The sequence below is a fragment of the Kitasatospora sp. NPDC056800 genome (genome assembly GCF_042789775.1).
GTDB lineage: Bacteria > Actinomycetota > Actinomycetes > Streptomycetales > Streptomycetaceae > Kitasatospora.
The window spans coordinates 1-20,400 of the sequence record NZ_JBHUAL010000131.1; the positions used below are offsets into that span (position 1 = coordinate 1).

8 protein-coding genes and 1 pseudogene are annotated in these 20,400 nt (G+C 74.0%); 6 read left to right on the forward strand and 3 right to left on the reverse strand.

The features are described 5' to 3' along the window. A pseudogene (locus ACFRQN_RS25800) lies at positions 1 to 770 on the reverse strand (peptidase M28); the annotation flags it as partial. Positions 771 to 1,128: 358 nt separating this feature from the next. Between ACFRQN_RS25800 and ACFRQN_RS25805 the strand changes: the two are divergent. The 6 genes from ACFRQN_RS25805 to ACFRQN_RS25830 all read left to right on the forward strand — a co-directional run bounded on the left by ACFRQN_RS25805 (position 1,129) and on the right by ACFRQN_RS25830 (position 17,503). Next, complete coding sequence (locus ACFRQN_RS25805; RefSeq protein ID WP_380742447.1) at positions 1,129 to 2,562, forward strand: helix-turn-helix domain-containing protein; 1,434 nt, start codon at positions 1,129 to 1,131, stop codon at positions 2,560 to 2,562. A 308-nt stretch (positions 2,563 to 2,870) separates the two neighbouring features. Then, a complete protein-coding gene (locus ACFRQN_RS25810) occupies positions 2,871 to 3,728 on the forward strand; it encodes a sterol desaturase family protein (RefSeq protein WP_234348325.1) in 858 nt (285 codons plus the stop codon). A 72-nt stretch (positions 3,729 to 3,800) separates the two neighbouring features. Continuing rightward, a complete protein-coding gene (locus ACFRQN_RS25815; RefSeq protein ID WP_380742449.1) occupies positions 3,801 to 13,046 on the forward strand; it encodes an amino acid adenylation domain-containing protein in 9,246 nt (3,081 codons plus the stop codon). Further along, the gene (locus tag ACFRQN_RS25820) at positions 13,033 to 14,757 is read left to right on the forward strand and encodes a phytoene desaturase family protein (protein ID WP_380742451.1); all 1,725 of its coding nucleotides are present in this window, start codon (positions 13,033 to 13,035) and stop codon (positions 14,755 to 14,757) included. The genes ACFRQN_RS25815 and ACFRQN_RS25820 overlap by 14 nt, the downstream gene beginning before the upstream one ends. 29 nt (positions 14,758 to 14,786) lie before the next feature. Then, positions 14,787 to 16,451 carry a phytoene desaturase family protein gene (locus ACFRQN_RS25825; protein WP_375875498.1) on the forward strand — a complete coding sequence of 555 codons (1,665 nt, stop codon included), beginning with the start codon at positions 14,787 to 14,789 and terminating at the stop codon, positions 16,449 to 16,451. Further along, the gene (locus tag ACFRQN_RS25830; protein ID WP_380742453.1) at positions 16,448 to 17,503 is read left to right on the forward strand and encodes an MDR family NADP-dependent oxidoreductase; all 1,056 of its coding nucleotides are present in this window, start codon (positions 16,448 to 16,450) and stop codon (positions 17,501 to 17,503) included. Before ACFRQN_RS25825 ends, ACFRQN_RS25830 begins: the two co-directional genes overlap by 4 nt. Before the next feature lie 58 nt (positions 17,504 to 17,561). Here ACFRQN_RS25830 and ACFRQN_RS25835 read toward each other — a convergent pair whose 3' ends face one another. Together ACFRQN_RS25835 and ACFRQN_RS25840 are read right to left on the reverse strand one after the other, a co-directional pair. Continuing rightward, positions 17,562 to 18,947: a hypothetical protein gene (locus ACFRQN_RS25835; protein ID WP_375875490.1), complete on the reverse strand. Its 1,386-nt coding sequence runs from the start codon at positions 18,945 to 18,947 to the stop codon at positions 17,562 to 17,564. 142 nt (positions 18,948 to 19,089) lie between these two features. After that, positions 19,090 to 20,307: a pyridoxal-phosphate dependent enzyme gene (locus tag ACFRQN_RS25840; protein WP_380742455.1), complete on the reverse strand. Its 1,218-nt coding sequence runs from the start codon at positions 20,305 to 20,307 to the stop codon at positions 19,090 to 19,092. Between the last annotated feature and the right edge of the window lie 93 nt (positions 20,308 to 20,400).

Below are 20,400 nucleotides of genomic sequence, written 5' to 3' on the forward strand. Positions count from 1 at the left end.
CAGGAGTCGCTGGACTTGGAGAAGACCTGGCCGGTGCTGTAGTCGGAACACGACAGGCCGGGCCGGTTCGGGTCGCGCAGCGAGTAGGAGCCGCCCGAGCTCGTGGTGCTGATGGTGACCGGGGCGGGGCCGTTCCACTTGCTGTTGATGGTGCCCGCACGGACGTCGTCGTAGCTGTCGAGCACCTCGCCGGTGGCCGCGTCCACGAAGACGTGCAGCGTGCTGGGCGCCGACGCGGTGCGGCCCTTGAGAACGGTCTCCCAGGCGAGCCGGCCGGTGCCGTCCTTGACCCGGACGACCAGGCGGGGGGAGTCCACCGAGTCCACGGTGGCCAGTTTCGTCCGGGCGGTCTTCTCCGCGTCCGCCGCGCTGACCTGCGGGGTGGTCGAGCCGCCGACCGGTCCGGTGGCGGCGGACTGCAGGGCGCGGACCTTGCCCTGGGAGTCGGCGAGGACGACCGCGTCGCCGCCGACCACCGGCAGGCCGTGGTAGCTGCGCTCGTACGAGACGGAGTAGAGGCCGCCGAGCCAGGGGGTGACGGTCTTGCGCTCGTAGGTCTCGCCCGGGCCCTTGGCCAGCGCGTCCAGCCCGGCGTTCGCGGCCGCGTCGGCGGCGTTGACGGCGGCGGCCAGGGCGCTCGGCGGCGCCGAGGAGGGAGAGGGGGTGGGCGCGGCGGTGGCCGGGCCCGCGGCGGCGGCGATCATGCCGGCCAGCACGGTCAGGGTGGTCGCCGTGGTCAGCAACCTGCCTGCGGTGACTCTGCGTTGCATCGAGGCTCCTCGCATGTGGGGGTCCTCGACCGCGGACGGCTAGGGGCTGGTGGCACACCGCGGGGCCGTATCAGGGGGACGGCCGTGCGGGCCGTCCGCGCTCGGGTGCCCGAACCCTCACACGGCGTCATGCCCAGGTCAATGCCCGGTGCGCGCGGGGCAAGGGGTTGGCAAATTCCGTCAAGCCCGTCGGTCCGGCTTTGCGTCAAGCTGGGCTTTTCTTCAAGTGGTTGAGACCACCTCATGTACGAGGCGGGTGGCCATCGAGTACCGTCCTCCTGATCCGAGTCGTCGGAATCACTGGAATCGTCGACAGGCCCGGCGGCCGGCCGGGGACGACGCGCCCGGGGAGGCAGCCGTGCAGCGGAACCGTGTGGCCCCTGCGGCGGCGGTGCCGGCACCGCCGACCGGCCGGGGGCAGGACGCCTGGCGGGAGTTCGGCGCCCGGCTGCGGCACTGGCGGCGCCGGGCGGGCCTCACCCAGGCGCAGCTCGGCGCCGGGATCGGCTACGACCACACCGCGGTCAGCAAGATCGAGCACGGCGCCCGCCGGGTCACCCCCAGGGTCGCCGACCGGATCGACGACCTCCTCGGCGCCGCAGGGGAGTTGAGCGCCGCCTGTCAGCGCGCCGAGAACGCCGAACTGTGCGACCCGGACGCCATCTCGCCCGCCCTGCTCCGGCCCCCGCTGCCGGGCGGCGCGCCGGCCGGCCCGCCCGCCCCGACCCCGGCGCCCGCTCCACCGCGACTGCCGGACTACGGGCTGCTCTGTCCGCTGCACGGCGCCGAGGGCTGCGCCGTCCCCGAGCCCGGGGAACTCGCGGCCCTGCACGCCGAGTTCTGCTCCGCCGAGGCGCTCGCCGACCCGGCCGCCGCCCGCCCGCTGGACGCCGTCACCGCACACGCCCTGACCGGCCTGCTCGCCGCCCGCCTGCGCTCCGGCGAGACCGGCGACCGCCCGGTCCTGGTCGCGGCCGTCGAGCGCACCCTGCGCGCGGTGCTCGCGAGGCTCGCCACCGCCCCCGCCGGGCAGCGCGGCCCGCTGGTCCGGCTGGCAGCCGAGCACGCCCACGCGGCCGGCGCGCTGCGGATGCAGGACGGCCGCAACGCCACCGCGATGGCCTGCTACGACCGCGCCCTCACCTGGGCCGGGCTGGCCGCGGACCGGGCCACCCAGGTCGGCACGCTCAGCGACATGAGCATCCTGGCCCGGCTGGACGGCGACCCGGTCGCCGCCCTCGGCTACGCCCGCGAGATCGAACGGGCCGCCCCGGACCGGCACTGGGCCGGTGCGATGGGCCGGATCAGCCGGGCCCGGGCGCACGCGCTCACCGGCGACGTGCGGGCGACCGTCCGGCAGATCGACCTGGCCCGGTCGCACCTGGACCACATCGGCGCGGAGGACGAGGTCGACGTGCCCTGGCTCTCCATCGCCTCGATGCGGATGCGGGTCGAGTCCGCCGCGGCCGCCGCGCTGCGCGACCTCGCCGCCGCCACCGACGACCCCCGGCTGGCCCGCCGGGCGCTGGACGCCACCGAGACCGCCCTCGGCCTGCTCGGCCCGGACCAACTGCCCTCCAGCCGTCTGCTCTTCATCGTCCGCGCGGCCGACTGCCACGTCTGCGCGCACGACCCGGCCACGGCCGTCGACCTGCTCGGCCCCGCCCTGGAGGCGACCGGCGCGACCGCGCTGCCCGCGCTGGTCGAGTACGAGCTGCGCGGTCTGCGCGACCGTCTCGCGGCGCACGCGCCCCGTGCCGCACACCGATGGGCGGAGCCGGCCCGCTCCTGACCCGGGGGCGCTCCTGGAGTCGCGGCGCCGGCCGTGGGATATGGCCGGATCGGTAGCCGCGCGCGGCGGCGCAGAAGGGGCGCACATCAGCGCTCGAAGATCTGCACGACTGTTGTCGCACACCGTCAAGTCCCGCTTCTTCTCGACAATGCGCCCCCTTCGCGCCGCACAGACGTCAACTTCGTGCGCGTATAGTCCGCCGATCGGGTCATTCATGGAGTTAACACGTCGAATGACTGTCACGGCGCGCGTCGCCCGCTAGAGTCTCTGACGTTTCCAGTCGTTAGTCCGCGAAGAACGGGGGGCGCGTGCTGTCAGCCATTGCCCGCCGGCTCGCCCATCCGCTGCTGCTCCTGGGTGTGCTGTGCACGGCCGTCGCGACCCTGCACTTCCGCTGGGGGCCGGACCGGGTCTCCCCGCTCTTCCTGATCGCCGTCCTCGTCTACCTGGCGGTCCTGGAGCGGGTGATCCCGTACCGGACCGACTGGCATCCGAGCCGACGTGAACTCGGCTGGTACAGCGTCTACTTCGCGCTGAGCATGGTCGGCGGCGCACTGGCCCAGGGGCTGGTGGCGACGCTGGTGCAGGTGCTCGGCCCGGCCCACCCGGCGCTGCCGTTCGCGGTGGAGATCCCACTCGCGCTGCTGGTCGGCTCGCTCGGCGACTACCTCGTGCACCGCTGGTCCCACCGCAACAGGTGGCTCTGGCGGCTGCACGGGGTGCACCACGTCCCGGACAAGGTGAACGTCGCGAACAACGGCGTGAATCATTTCCTGGACGTGTTCGTCGCGCAGTCCGTGGTGCAACTGTCGCTGGCGCTGATCGGATTCTCGGCGGATTCAGTGTTCGTGGTCGGAATATTCGTCCTGGCTCAGGGGTATTTCGTCCACGCCAACATCGAAGTCCGCATCGGTCCGCTCGGCCACGTCCTGGCCGGCCCGGAACTCCACCGCCTGCACCACAGCACCGACCTCGCCGAAGCCGGCCACTACGCCTCCGACCTCTCGCTCTGGGACCACGTGTTCGGGAGCTTCACCTGGCGGCCCGGCCGAGTGCCGAAGGCCGTCGGCCTCACCGACCCGGCCGCGTTCCCCGCCACCGGCGAACTCGGCGCCACCCTGCTGCACCCCTGGCGCCGGGCGAAGACCACCGAGCAGTCCGTCTGACACCCGGCCCGAGCGGCCGCTCCCACCTGCCCGTGTCCCCGGCGCCACGCCATCACCACCCCGGATTGGATCATGACCTCCTCGCCCTTCGCCGTGCCCCGCGAACGCATCGCGATCACCGGTATCGGCTGCCGCCTGCCGGGACACGCCAACGACCACCGGTCCTACTGGCGCAACCTGATCGAGGGCCGGGACTGTCTCACCGAGACGCCCGCCGACCGCTACGACACCGGCACCCTGGGCAGCAGGGACCGGGCCAAGCCGGGGCGGCTGATCGGCGGCCGGGGCGGCTACATCGACGGCTTCGACACCTTCGACCCGGACTTCTTCGGGATCAGCCCGCGCGAGGCCGAACACATGGACCCGCAGCAGCGCAAGCTCCTGGAGGTCAGCTGGGAGGCCCTGGAGGACGGCGGCCTGCGCCCCGGCGAGCTGGCCGGCCGGGAGGTCGGCGTCTACATGGGCGCCTTCACCCTCGACTGGAAGATCCTCCAGTTCGCCGACCTCGACTTCGCCACCATCGCGGCGCACACCGCCACCGGCACCATGATGACGATGGTGTCCAACCGGATCTCGCACTGCTTCGACTTCCGCGGGCCGAGCGTCTCGATCGACACCGCGTGCAGCTCCTCGCTGGTCGCGGTCCACCTCGCCTGCCAGAGCCTGCTCCGCGGCGAGACCGAACTCGCCCTGGCCGGCGGCGCGTTGCTGCACATGGCGCCGCAGTACACGATCGCCGAGACCAAGGGCGGCTTCCTCTCCGCGGACGGCCGCTCGCGCGCCTTCGACGCCTCCGCGGACGGCTACGTCCGGGCCGAGGGCGTCGGCGTGGTCGTGCTCAAGCGGCTCTCCGACGCGCTGCGCGACGGGGACCCGGTGCACGCCGTCATCCTCGGCACCGGCGTCAACCAGGACGGCCGCACCAACGGCATCACCGTCCCCAGCGCGGACGCCCAGGTCACCCTGATCGAGCGGGTCTGCGCCGAGGCCGGGGTGCTGCCCGGCAGCCTCCAGTACGTCGAGGCGCACGGCACCTCCACCCCGGTCGGCGACCCGATCGAGGCCGCCGCCCTCGGCCGGGTGCTCGGCGTCGGCCGTCGCGCCGGGGACCGCTGCTACGTCGGCTCGGTCAAGACCAACATCGGGCACACCGAGGCGGCGGCCGGCGTCGCCGGGCTGATCAAGACCGCGCTCGCGATCAAGCACCGCCGCATCCCGCCGCACCTCAACCTGGAGCGGCCCAACCCCGGCATCGACCTCGACGCGCTGCCGTTCGAGATCCCGACCGCCCCGGTGGACTGGCCCGAGCACCGGGGCCCGGCCCGGGCCGGCGTCAACTCCTTCGGCTTCGGCGGCACCAACGCCCACGTCCTGCTGGAGGAGCCGCCGCGGCCCGGGCCCGCCGCACCGGTGGCCGAGCCGGCCCGCACGGTGCTGCCGCTGAGCACCAAGGACGCCGCCGGACTGCCCGAACTGGCCGCCGCCGTACGGCAGGAGCTCGCCGGCGGGTCGTCCCTCGCCGACCTCGGCCACACCCTGGCGCACCGCCGCCAGCACCTGCCCGAGCGGCTCGGCGTGGTCTACTCCACCCGGGAGGACCTGGACGAGGCGCTGGCCGCGTACGAGCGCGGCGAGGAGCACCCGCGGGTGGTCCAGGGCCACGCCCGGGAACGCCGGCAGCGCCGGCTGGCCTGGGTGTTCACCGGCATGGGCCCGCAGTGGTGGGGCATGGGCCGGGGGCTGTACGAGCACGAGCCGGTCTACCGGGAGGCCGTGCGGGCCGTCGACCGGGAGATCCGCGCGCAGGCCGGCTGGTCGCTGCTGACCGAGCTGGACCGCGACGAGGCGGACTCCCGGATGGCCGAGACCTGGCTGGCCCAGCCCGCCAACTTCGCCGTCCAGGTGGGGCTTTCGGCGCTCTGGCGGAGCCACGGCCTGCGCCCCGACGCGGTGGTCGGCCACAGCACCGGCGAGGTCGCCGCCTTCCACGAGGCCGGGGTCTACGACCTGGCCGACGCCGTCCGGGTGGTGCTCGCCCGCAGCCGGCTCCAGCAGCGTCTGGCCGGCACCGGCACCATGCTCGCGGTCGGCCTGCCGGAGGCCGAGGCGGAGCGCCGGATCCGCCCGTACCGCTCCCAGATCTCGCTCGGCGCGGTCAACAGCCCCTCCGCGGTGACCCTGGCCGGGGACGCCGAGGCCCTCGGCGAACTGGCCGAGGAGCTGCGCCGGCAGGGCGTCTTCGCCCGCCTGCTGGACGTCGAAGTCCCGTACCACAGCGTGCGGATGGACCCGATCCGCGGCGAGCTGGTGGCCGCGCTCGCCGCCATCAAGCCCCAGGCGGCCCGGCTGCCGCTCTACCTCACCGCCCGCGAGGGGCTCGCCCGCGGGCCGGAGCTGGACGGCGAGTACTGGTGGCAGAACGTCCGCAACCCGGTGCGCTTCCGGGCCGCCGTCGAGCGGATGGCCGAGGACGGGCACGGGCTGTTCCTAGAGCTCGGCCCGCACCCGGTGCTCGGCCACGCGATCCGCGAGTGCGCGGAGCAGGCGCACACCCTGCCGTCGATCCGCCGGCAGCAGGACGAGCCCGAGCGCCTCGCCCGCAGCCTCGCCGAACTGCACACCCTCGGCGTCGAGTTGAGCTGGGACGCGCTGCACCCGGCCGGCCGCCCGGTGCCGCTGCCGGCCTACCCGTGGCGGCGCGACCGGTACTGGGTGGAGCCCAAGCCGGTCGAGCAGGTCCGGCTCGGGCGGCTGGACCACTCGCTGCTCGGCCGCCGCACCGCGAGCGCCCAGCCCGGCTGGACCGGCACCCTCGACCCCGAGCGGCTGCCCTACCTGACCGACCACCGGATCGAGGGCCAGGTGGTCTTCCCGGCCGCCGGGTACCTGGAGATGGCCGCCCAGGCCGTCCGCACCCTGACCGGCGGCACCGAGGTGACGCTGGCCGAGATCGAGCTGAACCGGGCGCTGTTCCTCTCCGAGACCGAGCCCGTCCCCGTCCAGCTCGGCTACGCGCCGGAGGACGCCCGCTTCACCATCGCCTCCACCCCGGCCGGCGGCGAGCCGACCGTGCACGCGGGCGGCCGGGTCCGCACCGGCCAGCGCCGCTCCTACGGCCCCGCACCGGACCTGGACGCCCTGCGCGCCCGGGGCCGGCACCTGGACGGCCCGGACTGCTACCGGCGGCTGGCCGAACGCGGCTACGACTACGGCCCCGCCTTCCAGGCCATCGCCGAGGTGTGGGCGGGCCCCGGGGAGGCGCTGGCCCGGATCCGGCCGACCACCCAGCTCGGCCCGGACGCGGCCGACCACCACCTCCACCCGGTGCTGCTGGACGGCTGCTTCCAGACCCTGCTCACCACCCGGCTGGCGGTGCCCGAGGGCGGCAGCGTCCGGCTCCCCGTCTCGATCGCCGAGGTCCGGCTCGACGCGATCGGCGACCGCCCGCTCTGGGTGCACGCCACCGTGACCCGGGACAGCGGCGAGGAGCTCGTCGGCGACCTCGCGCTCTACACCGAGGACGGCACCCCGGTCGGCCGGGTCACCGGCTTCCGGGTCGCCGACGTCGCCCAGGCCCCGGCCTCCGTCGGGCTGTCCACCATCGACGGCTGGCTCACCGAGGTCGACTGGGTGGCCGCCGCCGAGGCGCCCCTCGACGAGACCCCCGGCGACCTGCTGCTCTTCGCCGACGAGGGCGGCCTCGGCGACCGCCTGGCGGCCCTGGCCGCCGGGCGCGGCGCCCGCTGCCACCTGGTCCGGCCCGGAGACGAGTACCGGCACGGCGAGGGGCACTCGACCGTCCGGCCCGACTCCGCCGAGGACGTCCGGCGGCTGCTCGCCGACCTCGACCCAGCCTTCGGTACCGTCGTCCACCTCTGGAACCTCGACCAGCCCGCCCTGGCCGCCACCACCGCCGACCGGCTCGGCCCGCTCGCGACCCTCGGCGCCTACTCCCTGATCACCCTCGCCCAGGCCCTGCCCGCCGCCCGCCCGGACGGCCGGCTGCACATCGTCACCCGGGGCACCCAGCCCGCCGCCCCCGGCGACCGGGTCGAACCGCTCGGCGCCCCCGCCTGGGGCATCGGCCGGGTGCTGTGGCAGCAGGAGCTGGTCGCCCAGCGCGGCACCCTGATCGACCTCGACCCGGCCGTCGACGCCGCCGAGCAGGCCGAGGCGCTGCTCGCCGAACTCGCGGCCCGGGACGAGCAGGAGATCGCCCTGCGGGCCGGCGTCCGGCTCACCAGCCGGCTGCGGCAGGCCGAGGGCCTCACCCGCCCGCTGCCGCCGGTCCTCCGCCCCGACGGCAGCTACCTGGTCACCGGCGCCTTCGGCGCGCTCGGCCGACTGCTCTGCCGCACCCTCGTACGGCGCGGCGCCCGACGGCTGATCCTGGTCGGCCGCACCGCCCTGCCGGAGCGCTCGGAGTGGGCGTACACCGACCCGGACACCCCCGTCGGCGAGCGGATCGCCTTCCTGCGCGAACTCCAGGCGCTCGGCGCCGAACCGCTGCTCGCCCCGGTCGACGTCACCGACGAGGCCGCCCTCGCGGGCTGGCTCGCCGACTACCGGCAGCGCCAACTCCCGCCGATCCGGGGCGTGTTCCACCTCGCCGGGCAGGTCAAGGACACCCTGCTGGCCCAGATGGACCGTCCGGCCTTCGACGCCGGCTACGGCCCCAAGGTGGTCGGCGGCCACCTGCTGCACCGGCTGCTGGGCGACGAACCGCTCGACCACTTCGTGCTGTTCGCCTCCGTCGCCTCGCTGCTCACCACCGCCGGACAGACCAACTACGCGGCCGGCAACGCCTTCCTGGACGCCCTGGCCCACCACCGCAGGGCCGAGGGGCTGCCCGGGCTCAGCCTGGACTGGGGCCCGTGGGCCACCGGCATGATCGAGGAGCTGGGCCTGGTCGCCCACTACCGCGACGCCCGCGGCATGAGCTCGCTGCCGCCGGACGCCGGAACGGCCGTCCTGGAGCGCGTCCTCGGCCAGGACCGCGCCCAGCTGCTGGTCGCCACCGTGGTCGACTGGCCGACCTTCCTCGCCTGGTACCCGGCGCCGCCGCCGCTGGTCGCCGACCTCGCGGCGAGCGCCGCCGAGCAGGCCCCGACCGAGACCGGCGGCTTCCTGGACGCCTACCGCGCGGCCGACCCGCAGGCCCGTCGGGAGCTGGTGGCAGAGCGGCTGACCGCCGCCGCCGCGGCCGTGCTGCGGATCGCCGTCGAACGGATCGACGCCGACACCAGACTCGGCGCGCACGGCCTGGACTCGCTGCTCGCCATGGAGCTGCGCGCCCGGGTGCACGGCGAACTGGGCGTCGCCCTGCCGGTGGTGGCCCTGCTCAGCAACGGCAGCCTCGGCGACCTGGTCGACCTGCTCACCGAGGGCCTGGCCGAGCGGCTCGCCGCCGCCGGCGGCCCGGCCGAGGCCGAGGTGGAGCTGTACGCCGACGAGTCCCGCTTCCCGCTCACCCACAACCAGCAGGCGCTCTGGTTCCTGCGCCTGCTGCACCCGGACGGCTTCGCGTACAACATCGGCGGCGCCGTGGAGGTCCGCGCGGAGCTCGACCCGGAGCTGATGTTCGGGGCCTTCCGGTTCCTGGTCGCCCGGCACCCCGAGCTGCGCGCCGCCTTCACCGCCGAGGAGGGCCGCCCGGTCCAGCGCATCCGGGAGGAGGTCGAGGCCGACACCGGGCTGTTCGACGTCGAGGGCCGGCCGTGGGAGGAGATCCACGACCTGATCGTCCGCGAGTACCGGCGGCCGTACGACCTCGCCGAGGACCCGCTGGTCCGGCTGCGGCTGTTCCGGCGCGGGCCGGACCGCTGGGTGCTGATGAAGGCCGTCCACCACATCGTCTCGGACGCGATCTCCACCTTCACCTTCATCGAGGAGCTGTTCGAGGTCTACGAGGCGCTGCGCCAGGGCCGCACCCCGGAGCTGCCCCCGGTGCCCGCCCGCTACCTGGACTTCCTCAACCGCCAGAACCGCTTCCTGGCCGGGCCCGAGGCCCGGCGGATGCTCGACTACTGGCGCGGCCACCTGCCGGCCGAGATGCCGGTGCTGGCGCTGCCCACCGACAAGCCGCGCCCGGCCGTGCAGACCCACAACGGCGCCTCCGAGTTCTTCCAGCTGGACGCCGAACTCACCGCCAGGGTGCACGAGTTGGCCCGCACCAACGGCGCCACCCCGTTCATGGTGCTGATCGGCGCCTACTACCTGCTGCTGCACCGCTGGTCCGGGCAGCCGGACATCGTGGTCGGCAGCCCGGTCACCGGCCGCACCCAGGAGGAGTTCGCCTCGGTCTACGGCTACTTCGTCAACCCGCTGCCGCTGCACGTGAGCCTGGCCGGCGAGCCGACCGTGGCCGACCTGCTGGCCCGGGTGCGGGAGAGCGTGCTCGGCGGGCTGGACAACCAGGAGTACCCCTTCCCGCTGCTGGTCGAGCAGTTGGGGCTCCAGCACGACCCGAGCCGCTCCGCGGTGTTCCAGGCGATGTTCATCCTGCTCACCCACAAGGTCGCCGTGGAGCGCTTCGGCTACCGCCTGGAGTACATCGAACTTCCGGAGGAGGAAGGACAGTTCGACCTCACGCTGTCCGCCTACGAGGACCGCGCGGACGGCTGCTTCCACTGCGTCTTCAAGTACAACTCCGACCTCTTCGAGCCCGCCACCGTCCAGCGGCTGGCCGCGCACTACCGCAACCTGCTGGACGCCATGACCCGCGCCGCCGAGGGCGAGCCGGTCGGGCGGCTGCGGATGCTGGGCGAGGCCGAACGGCGGGAGATCCTCACCGGCTTCAGCGGCGCCGAGCGCCGGATCGAGCACGACACCCCGGTGCCGGAGCTGATCGCCAAGGCCGCCGCCGAGCGGCCGGAGGCGGTCGCGGTGGTCGCGCCCGGCCGGGACGGCGTCCGCCGGCTGACCTACGGCGAACTGGACCGGCAGTCCCAGCGCACCGCCGTACGGCTGCGCGAACTCGGCGTCGGCGAGGGCTCGGTGGTCGCGGTCTGCCTGGACAAGTCGCCCGAGCTGATCAGCACCCTGTTGGCGATCTGGCGGGCCGGCGCCGCCTACCTGCCGCTCGACCCCGGGCACCCGGCCGACCGGCTCGCCCACCAGGTCACGGATGCCGGAGCGGCGCTGGTGGTGGTCGACCAGCGGCGCCCGCTCCCGGCCGACCTGCCCGCCACACCGGTCACCCTGGAGGAGCTGGACCGGCCCGTGCTGGGGGGCGCCGTACCGCTGCCCGCCGCCGACCCGGACCGGGCCGCCTACCTGATCCACACCTCGGGCTCCACCGGCCGTCCGAAGGGGGTCCGGGTCGACCACCGCAACCTGGCCGCCGTCACCGCCGGCTGGCGCGCCGAGTACCGGCTGGACACCGAGGTCCGGGTGCACCTCCAGATGGCCGGCACCGCCTTCGACGTCTTCTCCGGCGACCTCGCCCGGGCGCTCAGCACCGGCGGCACCCTCGTCCTGGTCGACCGCGAGCTGCTCTTCGACACCGCCCGGCTGTACCGGGTGATGCGCGAGGAGGCCGTGGACGGCGGCGAGTTCGTGCCGGCCGTGGCCCGCGCGCTGCTGGCCCACTGCGAGCGCGAGGGCCTGCCGCTGGACTTCCTGCGGCTGCTGATCGTCGGTTCCGACTCCTGGAAGGCCGCCGAGCACCAGCGGGTGCGCGCCCTGTGCGGCCCGCGGACCCGGCTGGTCAACTCCTACGGGCTGACCGAGGCCAGCGTCGACAGCACCTACTACGAGGGCGCCACCGACCGGCTGGAACCCGGCCGGATGGTGCCGATCGGCCGCCCGTTCCCGAACAGCGCCGTGTACGTCCTGGACCCGTACGGGGAGCCCGTCCCGGTGGGCGTGCCCGGCGAACTGTGGATCGGCGGCGCGGGCGTCGCGGCCGGCTACCCCAACGACCCGGAGCAGACCGCCCGGCGCTTCGTCACCCTGGACCTCGACGGCACGCCCGCGCGGCTCTACCGCACCGGCGACCTCGGCCACTGGGACGCCGCGGGCACGGTGCACCTGCTCGGCCGGATCGACAACCAGGTCAAGGTCCGCGGCCACCGGATCGAGCTGGGCGAGATCGAGGCCCACCTCACCGCCCGCCCGGAACTCGCCCAGGCCTGCGTGGCCGTCCGCCAGGACGCCCGGGGAGAGGCCGTCCTCGCCGCCTACGTGGTGCCCGCCGAGGGCACCGTGCTGGACCGCCGCGAACTGCGCCGCCACCTGGCCGAGCACCTGCCCACCGTGATGATCCCCTCCTACCTCACCGAACTGCCCGCCCTGCCGCTCACCCCGAACGGCAAGGTCGACCTCGCGGCCCTGCCCGAGCCCAAGGCCGACACCGCCGGGGCCCAGCACGAACCGCCCGTCACGCTCTACGAGACCAGCGTCGCCGAGCACTGGCGGAACCTGCTCGGCCTGGACGAAGTCGGCCTCCAGCACGACTTCTTCGAACTCGGCGGCAGCTCGATCCGGCTCATCGAGCTGATCCACCACCTCCAGAGCGAGTTCAACATCAGCATCCCGGTCGGCCTGCTGTTCAAGGTCACCACCCTGCACGGCATGGCCCGCACCGTCGAGCAGATCATCACCGGCGAGGTGGCCGGCGGCGAGCCCTACCTCTGGTTCAACGCCGGGGCGCCCGAGGAGCACACGGTCTTCTGCTTCCCGCCGGCCGGCGGCCACGGGCTGGTCTACCGGCAGCTCGCCGCACACCTGCCGGAACACCGGATCGCCTCCTTCAACTACCTGACCGGCGACGACAAGACCGCCCGCTACGCGGACCTGGTCGAGGAGCTGCACGCCGCCGGGCCGTACGTCCTGCTCGGCTACTCGCTCGGCGGCAACCTCGCCTTCGAGGTGGCCAAGGAGCTGGAGCGGCGCGGACGCACGGTGGCCTCGGTGCTGATGGTGGACGCCTACCGGGTCACCGAGGCCTTCGACCTCGGCGAGGAGCACCTGGCCGTCTTCGAACGCGAACTCCACGAGCACCTGCACCGCCACACCGGCTCGCGGATCGTCGCCCAGGAGACCCTCGAACAGGCCAGGGACTACCTGGAGTTCAGCAGCCGGACGCCCAACACCGGAACGGTCAGGGCCCAGTTGGACGTGGTTTGCGAGCGCGAGCGGCTCTCCGTGCACGTGGGCGGCGAACCGGGCTCCTGGCACGGCGCCTCCACCACGGGCACCGCGGTGTACGTCGGGCACGGCGCCCACGCCGAGATGCTCGACGGGGACTTCGCCGCCCGCAACGCCGAACTGGCGGGCGCCATCCTGGCCGGGGGCACCGCCGATGGCCGGGGCTGACCGCGGGCCGGACTGGTCCGGCAGGGAGCGGGCCACCGGCGGCCCGCCCCGGGTGATCGTGATCGGGGCCGGCCTGGCCGGCCTCGCCACCGGCTGCTACGCGCAGATGAGCGGCCTGGAGACCCGGATCTTCGAGAAGCACGTGCTGCCCGGCGGCTGCTGCACCGCGTGGTCCCGGCACGGCTACCTGTTCGACTACTGCATCGACTGGCTGATCGGCACCGCCGAGGGCACCGGCGCGCACCAGGTCTGGAGCGAACTCGGCGCCCTGGACGGCAAGTCGGTGACCCGCTTCGACACCTTCAACCGGGTGGTCGACGAACACGGCCGGGCCGTCACCTTCTACGGCGACCCGGACCGGCTCGAGGCCCACCTGCTGGCCCTCGCGCCCGGCGACGCCAAGCCGATCCGGGCCTTCTGTCGCGACCTGCGCCGCTACGCCGCGATGGAGCTGCCCTGGGAGCTCACCCCGCCGCCGCTGCGCACCACGGCGGAACGGCTGCGCACCCTGCGCGCCGTCCTGCCCGCGTTCCGGCTGTTCTGGCGCACCGCGACCACCCCGATGAGCGGCTTCGCCGAGCGCTTCCAGGACCCGCTGCTGCGGCGGGCCTTCCCCAACATGTTCCTCCAGGAGCCCGAGGGCTTCCCGCTGCTGCCGTACCTCTACACCCTGGCGGCCGCCCACAACGGCAACGCGGGCTTCCCGCAGGGCGGTTCGCTCGGGCTGGCGCGCTCGGTCGAGGAGCGCTACACCTCGCTCGGCGGGGTGATCGGCTACCGCTGCCGGGTCGAGCGGGTCCTGATCGAGGACGGGCGCGCGATCGGGGTGGAACTCAAGGACGGCACCCGGCACTTCGCCGACCACGTGGTGGCCGCCTGCGACGGCCCGACGGTGCTCGAGCGGTTGCTGGAGGGCCGCTACTCCAGCCCCGCCACCGAGAAGCTGTACGGCGAACTGCTCGACAAGCCGGGCAACCTGTACCCGGCCGTGGTCTCCGCCTTCGTCGGCATCGACGGACCGCTGCCCGCGGGCGAGCCGCACAGCACCACCTACCTGCTGTCGCCCGAGGACGGCGAGCGGCTGCCCGGCTCGCTCCAGCGCAGCCTGGTGGTGCAGCTGCGGTCCTCCTACGCGGACGGCTTCGCGCCGCCCGGCAAGTCGGTGCTGCACTGCACCTACTTCAGCGACTACCGCTCCTGGAAGGACCTGCGGACCGGCGACCGCCGGGCCTACCGGGCGCGCAAGCAGGAAGTCGCCTCGTTCGTCCGGGAGTTCCTGGAGCGGACGTACCCCGGGCTCGGCGGGCGGATCGAACTCGTGGACGTCGCCTCGCCGGTGACCACCGAGCGGTTCACCGGCAACACCTACGGCAGCATCCTCGCCTGGCAGGCCTTCTCCGAGGCCGAGGACGCCGCCAACCGGCTGGTCAACAAGGACCGGATGCGGCTGCCCGGGCTGAGCGGCTTCTCCATGGCGGGCCAGTGGACGGCGCTCGGCGGGCTGATCCGGGCCGCCACCAGCGGACGGTTCGCCGCACAGTACCTCTGCCGGGAGCTCGGCCGGCCGTTCCGGGCCTGGCCCAGCGACAACCGGGAACCCTGGCACGCGGGCAAGTGGGGCCGCCTGCCGCAACTCGACCGCGCCACCGTGGGAGCGCCGGACGTGGGAGTGCCGGAGGCAGGAGTGGCGGAAGTGGGGGCGGCGGAGTGAGCGGGACGACCACCAGCGGCCGGCAGAGCATGGTCATCATCGGCGGCGGGCTCGGCGGGCTCTCCACCGGCTGCTTCGCGCAGATGAACGGCTACCGCACCCGGATCCTGGAGATGCACGAGATCCCCGGCGGCTGCTGCACCGGCTGGGACCGTGGCGAGTTCACCTTCGACTGCTGCATCAGCTGGCTGCTGGGCAGCGGTCCGGGCAACGAGATGCACCAGATCTGGCTCGAACTCGGCGCACTGCAGGGCAAGCGGATGCGCAACTTCGACGTCTTCAACGTGGTGCGCACCCGGGACGGCCGGGCGGTCTACTTCTACTCCGACCCGGACCGGCTGGAGGCCCACCTGCTGGACCTGGCCCCGGAGGACGCCCGGCAGATCCGGCAGTTCTGCGCCGGGCTGCGCAAGTTCCGCCTGGCGCTGGCCCGTTACCCCTTCCTCAAGCCGGTCGGGCTGATGGGGCGGTGGGAGCGGACGCGGATGCTGGCCTCCTTCCTGCCGTACTTCAACGTGATCCGGCGCTCGATCACGGTGCTGATGAGCGACTACTCGGCGAAGTTCCGCAGCCCGCTGCTGCGCGAGGCGTTCAACTTCATCCTGTACGAGAAGCACCCCAACTTCCCGGTGCTGCCCAACTACTTCCAACTCGCCTGCCACGCCGGGCAGTCGGCCGGGGTGCCGGAGGGCGGCTCGCTGGGGCTGGCCACCTCGATCGAGCAGCGCTACCGGCGGCTCGGCGGCGAGATCACGTACAACACCAAGGTGACCGGGATCCTGATCGAGGACGACCGGGCGGTGGGGGTGCGGCTGAGCGACGGCCAGGAGGTGCGGGCGGACATCGTGGTGGCCGCCTGCGACGGCCGGACGACCATGATGGACCTGCTCAAGGGCCGCTACCTGAGCGACACCTACCGCCGGCTGTACACCCAGACCATCACCGAGCCGGGCATGGTCTTCCCCGGCTACGTGACCGTCTTCCTCGGCCTGCGCCGGCCCTTCCCGGCCGGGGACCCGTGCACCACCTACCTGCTGGAGGACGAGGTCGCCGAGCGGCTCACCGGCATCCGGCATCCGAGCATCAACGTCCAGTTCCGCAGCCGCCACTACCCGGAGCTCTCGCCCGCCGACACCACCGTGGTGTACGCCAGCTACTTCTGCGACATCGCGCCCTGGCGGGAGCTGAGCACCGGGCCGGAGCAGGAGCCCCGGGTGCGGCGAGGCGAGGAGCTGCACACCCTGCCGGTCGGCCGGGGGCGGGAGTACCAGCGGGCGAAGCGCCGGGTGCGCGACACCATCGTCGAGTACCTGGACGGCCACCACCCCGGGCTGCGGGACGCGGTGGCGGTCAAGGACGTCTCCACCCCGCTCACCCAGGTCCGCTACACCGGCAACTACAACGGGACGGTGCTGGGCTGGCAGCCCTTCGTGGAGAGCGGCGAGACCCTGGAGGAGGAGGTCAAGCGCAACGGCCCGGGGCTGCCCGGCCTCGCGAACTTCTACCTCTCCGGGGTCTGGGCGACGACCGGCGGGCTGATCCGGGCGGCGGCGGCCGGCCGGCACGTCGTCCAGTTCATCTGCCGGGACGACGGCAGGCCCTTCAGGGCCGAGGTGGACGACAGCGCACCGCCGCCCACCCTGCTCATCGAACCGGTCGGCCCCGCCGACCGCCAGTTTGGAGTCACCTCGTGAGGATCGAGAAGTGGGTCGTGCGGGAGCACGTGGACGGCGTGCCGGACGTCGAGCGGATGTACCGGAAGGTCGTGGAGGAGGTGGACGTCCGGCTCGCGGCGGACGAGATGCTGCTGCGCACCCGGTACGTCTCGGTCGACCCGTACCTCCAGGGCATCGCGCTGGACACGCCGATCGGCGACCACATGGGCGCGGACTCGATCATGGAGGTGGTGGAGGCCGGGCCCGCCGCGCGCTTCGGTGTCGGCGACCTGGTGCAGGGCTTCGGCGGCTGGCGCACCCACCTGGTCAGCACCGGCGCGCCGAGCTTCTGGCAGACCGGGACCTTCCCGATGGTCTTCCCGGCCTTCCGCCGGCTGGACCCCGCCGACTACGGTGATGACCTGCCGCTGACCACCGCGCTCGGCATCCTGGGCGGGCCCGGGATGACGGCCTGGGGGACGGTGGAGAAGTTCCTCGACGTGCGCCCCGGGTCGACGGTGCTGGTCAGCGGGGCCTCCGGGGCGGTCGGCTCGCTGGTCGGGCAGCTGGCCAGGCACCGGGGCGCCCGGGTGATCGGCACCACGGCCTCGCCGGAGAAGGCGGAGCGGCTGTGGGAGCTGGGCTTCGAGGGGGTGCTGCTGTACCGCGACGGCGACGCGCCGGAGCGGCTGCGGAAGGAGTTGGCCGAGCTGGCGCCGGAGGGCATCGACCGGTACTTCGACAGTCTCGGCGGGGCGCTCACCGACGTGGTCTTCGGGATGCTCGCGGTGGAGAGCCGGGTGGCCGTCTGCTGGCAGTGGGGGAGCCAGGTCGGCGGGGACTGGGCGGGGCCGCGGCTGCTGCCGATGATCATGTTCCCGCGCACCACGATCCGCGGCATCTTCTCGCTGGAGTGGTTCACCGAGGAGAACTGGGCCGCGCTGCGGCGGGACCTCGGCGCACTGGTCCGTAGCGGGGAGCTGGCGTACCAGGAGACGCTGCACCGGGGGTTCGACAGCATCCCGGCGGCCTACCGCGGCCTCTACCTGGACCGTTCGGCGAACCGGGGGAAGGTGCTGGTCGAGCTCTGAGCGGACGGACGTGCGGCAGGGCCCTTCGGCGGATGTGCCGAAGGGCCCTGCCGCGCGGTCAGCCCAGGGTGAACCAGGTGCTGCGGGACTTCTTCCACTCGGGGTGGGTGAGGTCCTTGGCGGCGGTGCCGTCGTTGTAGAGGTCGGCGGAGCCGTCGTCGGTGATCAGCTGGGCGCGGGCGCCGGGGGCGTCCAGGTCCGGGACGTCCGTGACGGCCTCCCAGGCGCCGTAGTCGCTGGTCGGCAGGTCGATCAGCTTGGTCGGCTTGGAACCGGGCTGCCCGTTCCAGCGGTAGAGCGCGTACGGGGCGGAGTTGTCCTCGGCGGACCAGGAGCCGGCCACGATCAGGTACTGGCCGAGGTCGTTGCGGCGGATGTCGCGGACGGACAGCCCGCCGAGGTCCAGCTCGACCGGGTCGCCGAAGGTCGCGTGCGCGGCCGAACCGTTCACCAGGGACGGGAGGTTGGTGACCGGGACGAGCAGCGCACGGCCGCCGGTGACGGCCGGGGTGAGCGGCGCGCGGAAGCCGATGTAGGCGGTGCTGGTGCTGCCGGGGGCGAACTCCAGGCCCTCGACGTTGAAGCCGTCGATCTGCTTGGGCGCCTGGCCGTCGGCGGCGCCGGCCGCGAAGCCGTAACGCTTGCCGTGGGCGTCGTCCCAGGAGATCAGGTCGTCGCGCAGGCCGTGGTACGCGCCGGCCAGGGACAGCTGGGTGTCGGCGCCGGAACCGGTGACGGTGGTGGCGAAGACGGTGTGCCGGTCGGGCTTGACCACGCCGTCCTTGTTGTTGCCGAGCGAGCCGGTCCAGTAGATGGTGTTGCCGACCCGGGTGGCGGCCTCGATGTCGATCTCCTTGGAGACGCCGAGGGCCGAGCTGAAGTCCCAGGTGCGGACCGGCGCACCGGAGTTGTTGCGGTCGTACAGGCGCAGGGTGTTGGACTCGTCGTCGCCGACCACGATGAAGCCACCGCCCGCGTCCACGGCCGCCGAGGCGTCGCTGGAGCCGGTCAGGTAGCGGCTGGTCGCCGAGGACTGGACGGCGGGGGAGGCGGCGTAGTGCAGGGTGCGGGTGGCGCTCTTGCCGCCGAGGCCGGTGACCTTGATGGTGAGGTCGGCGTAGCCGACGCCCTGGGCGGCGACCGCCAGGGTGCGGGCGCCGCCGGTGCCGCTCACCGTCACGTCGCCGGTGCGGGCGACGGCGCTGCGGGTGGTCGCCGAGGCGGCGACGGTCAGCGCCGAGGCCGCGGCGCCGGACTGGGCGACCGTCACCGTCACGGTCGGGTCGCCGGTGGCGCCGACGGCGCCGGACAGGTACCCGGCCGAGAAGGTGATCGTCGGGGTGCCGTACGAGGCGGCGCCCGCCGGGAGGGCGGGCAGGGCGAGCACGGGCACCGCCGCGACGGCGACGGCGAGCGGCAGCAGGCGGCGGAGGGAACGCGACACGGTGGCTACCCTTCGGCAGGGGGCGGGAGTTGACGGAGGGTGCAAGCCTGCTGGCGCTCGGCGAACACCGACCCTACGGCGACCTTACGAGCAGGGACGGGCAGGCGAACAGCACGCCTCGCGGCGGTGAAGCACCGTGCGTTCAGCCGGTGATGCCGGCAGCCCGCAGGCGGCGCTCGACCGCGTCCCAGTCGGGGGCGACCGGCTCGGTCCTGCGGGTGCCGACGCCCTTGTCCTTGAAGCCGCTGGAGGTCGACACGCAGACCACCGGGCCGTCGGAGAGGTCCGGCTCGCCGAGGCTGCGCAGCCCGGCCAGACCGGCCGCCGCGGACAGCTCCGTCCACAGCCCCGCCCGGGCCAGCTCCCGCTGGGCGTCGGCGAGTTGGCCGTCGTCCAGGGTCAGCGCCCGGCCGCCGCTCGAGCGGACCGCGAGCACGCCCCGGTAGCCGCTGACCGGGGAGGTGATCGAGTAGGCGTCGCTCGGGCCGACCGTCACATGGGTGGCGGGCAGGCCGTCGGCGATCGCCCGGGCGAGCGGACCGGAGGCGGCCGTCTCGCAGGAGTGGACGCGCGGCACCCCGGCGGTCAGGCCCAGCCGGTGCAGCTCGACGAACCCCTTCCAGACGCCGAACAGCAGCTCGCCGTAGCCGGTCGGGACGAACACCGCGCTCGGCAGGCCGACGTCCTGGAAGATCTCGTACGCGACGGTCTTGTAGCCCTCGGGGCCGTACGCGTGCCCGGTGTGGGTGGTGGTCAGGTTGCTGACCGGGTGCAGGCCCAGCCGGTCCACCACCTGGCGCAGCAGCGGCCAGCGGGCCTCCCACGGCACCGGGAGGACCACCGCGCCGTAGGCGTTGAGGAAGGCGTCGACGTTCGGCGGCGTGTCCGGGCCGGTGAACACCACGCAGGGCAGCCCGGCGCGGGCGGCGTAGGCGGCGGCCGAGGCGCCGTGGTTGCCGGAGGAGGCGACCGCGAGGCCCGGCGCGCCGACGCCCACGGCGGCGCTGGTGGTGCAGCGGTTCAGCCGGTCCTTGTGGCTCCAGGTGGGGTTGCGGGACTCGTCCTTGACGTACACCCCGGGCGAGACCTCCACCAGCGGGGTGGCGCCCTCGCCCAGGCCCGGCGCGAGCAGCGGCGGCAGCAGCGGGGCCCAGCGCTCCAGGCCGCCGCGCACCGGGGCGGGGGCGAACAGGCCCGCCGGGTCGGCCTTGTCGTAGGCGTAGTCGACCTCGACGGGGTAGGAGACGTCCTCGGTGCTGGTGCGCGGGCAGCCGGCGGTGAGCGGGGGCCAGAGCGGGTAGTCGAGGGCGGGGTCGCCGAGGGAGCGCTGGCCGGTCGCGAGGGAGTCTTCTGTTGGCATGCCAGGAGACTAGCCGGGCGGCCGCCCCGGGGTCCGGCGGTTCGGCGGGCCGCGGCGCGAACCCGTTCGTGGGGGACCGGTTCCGGCTGTTCC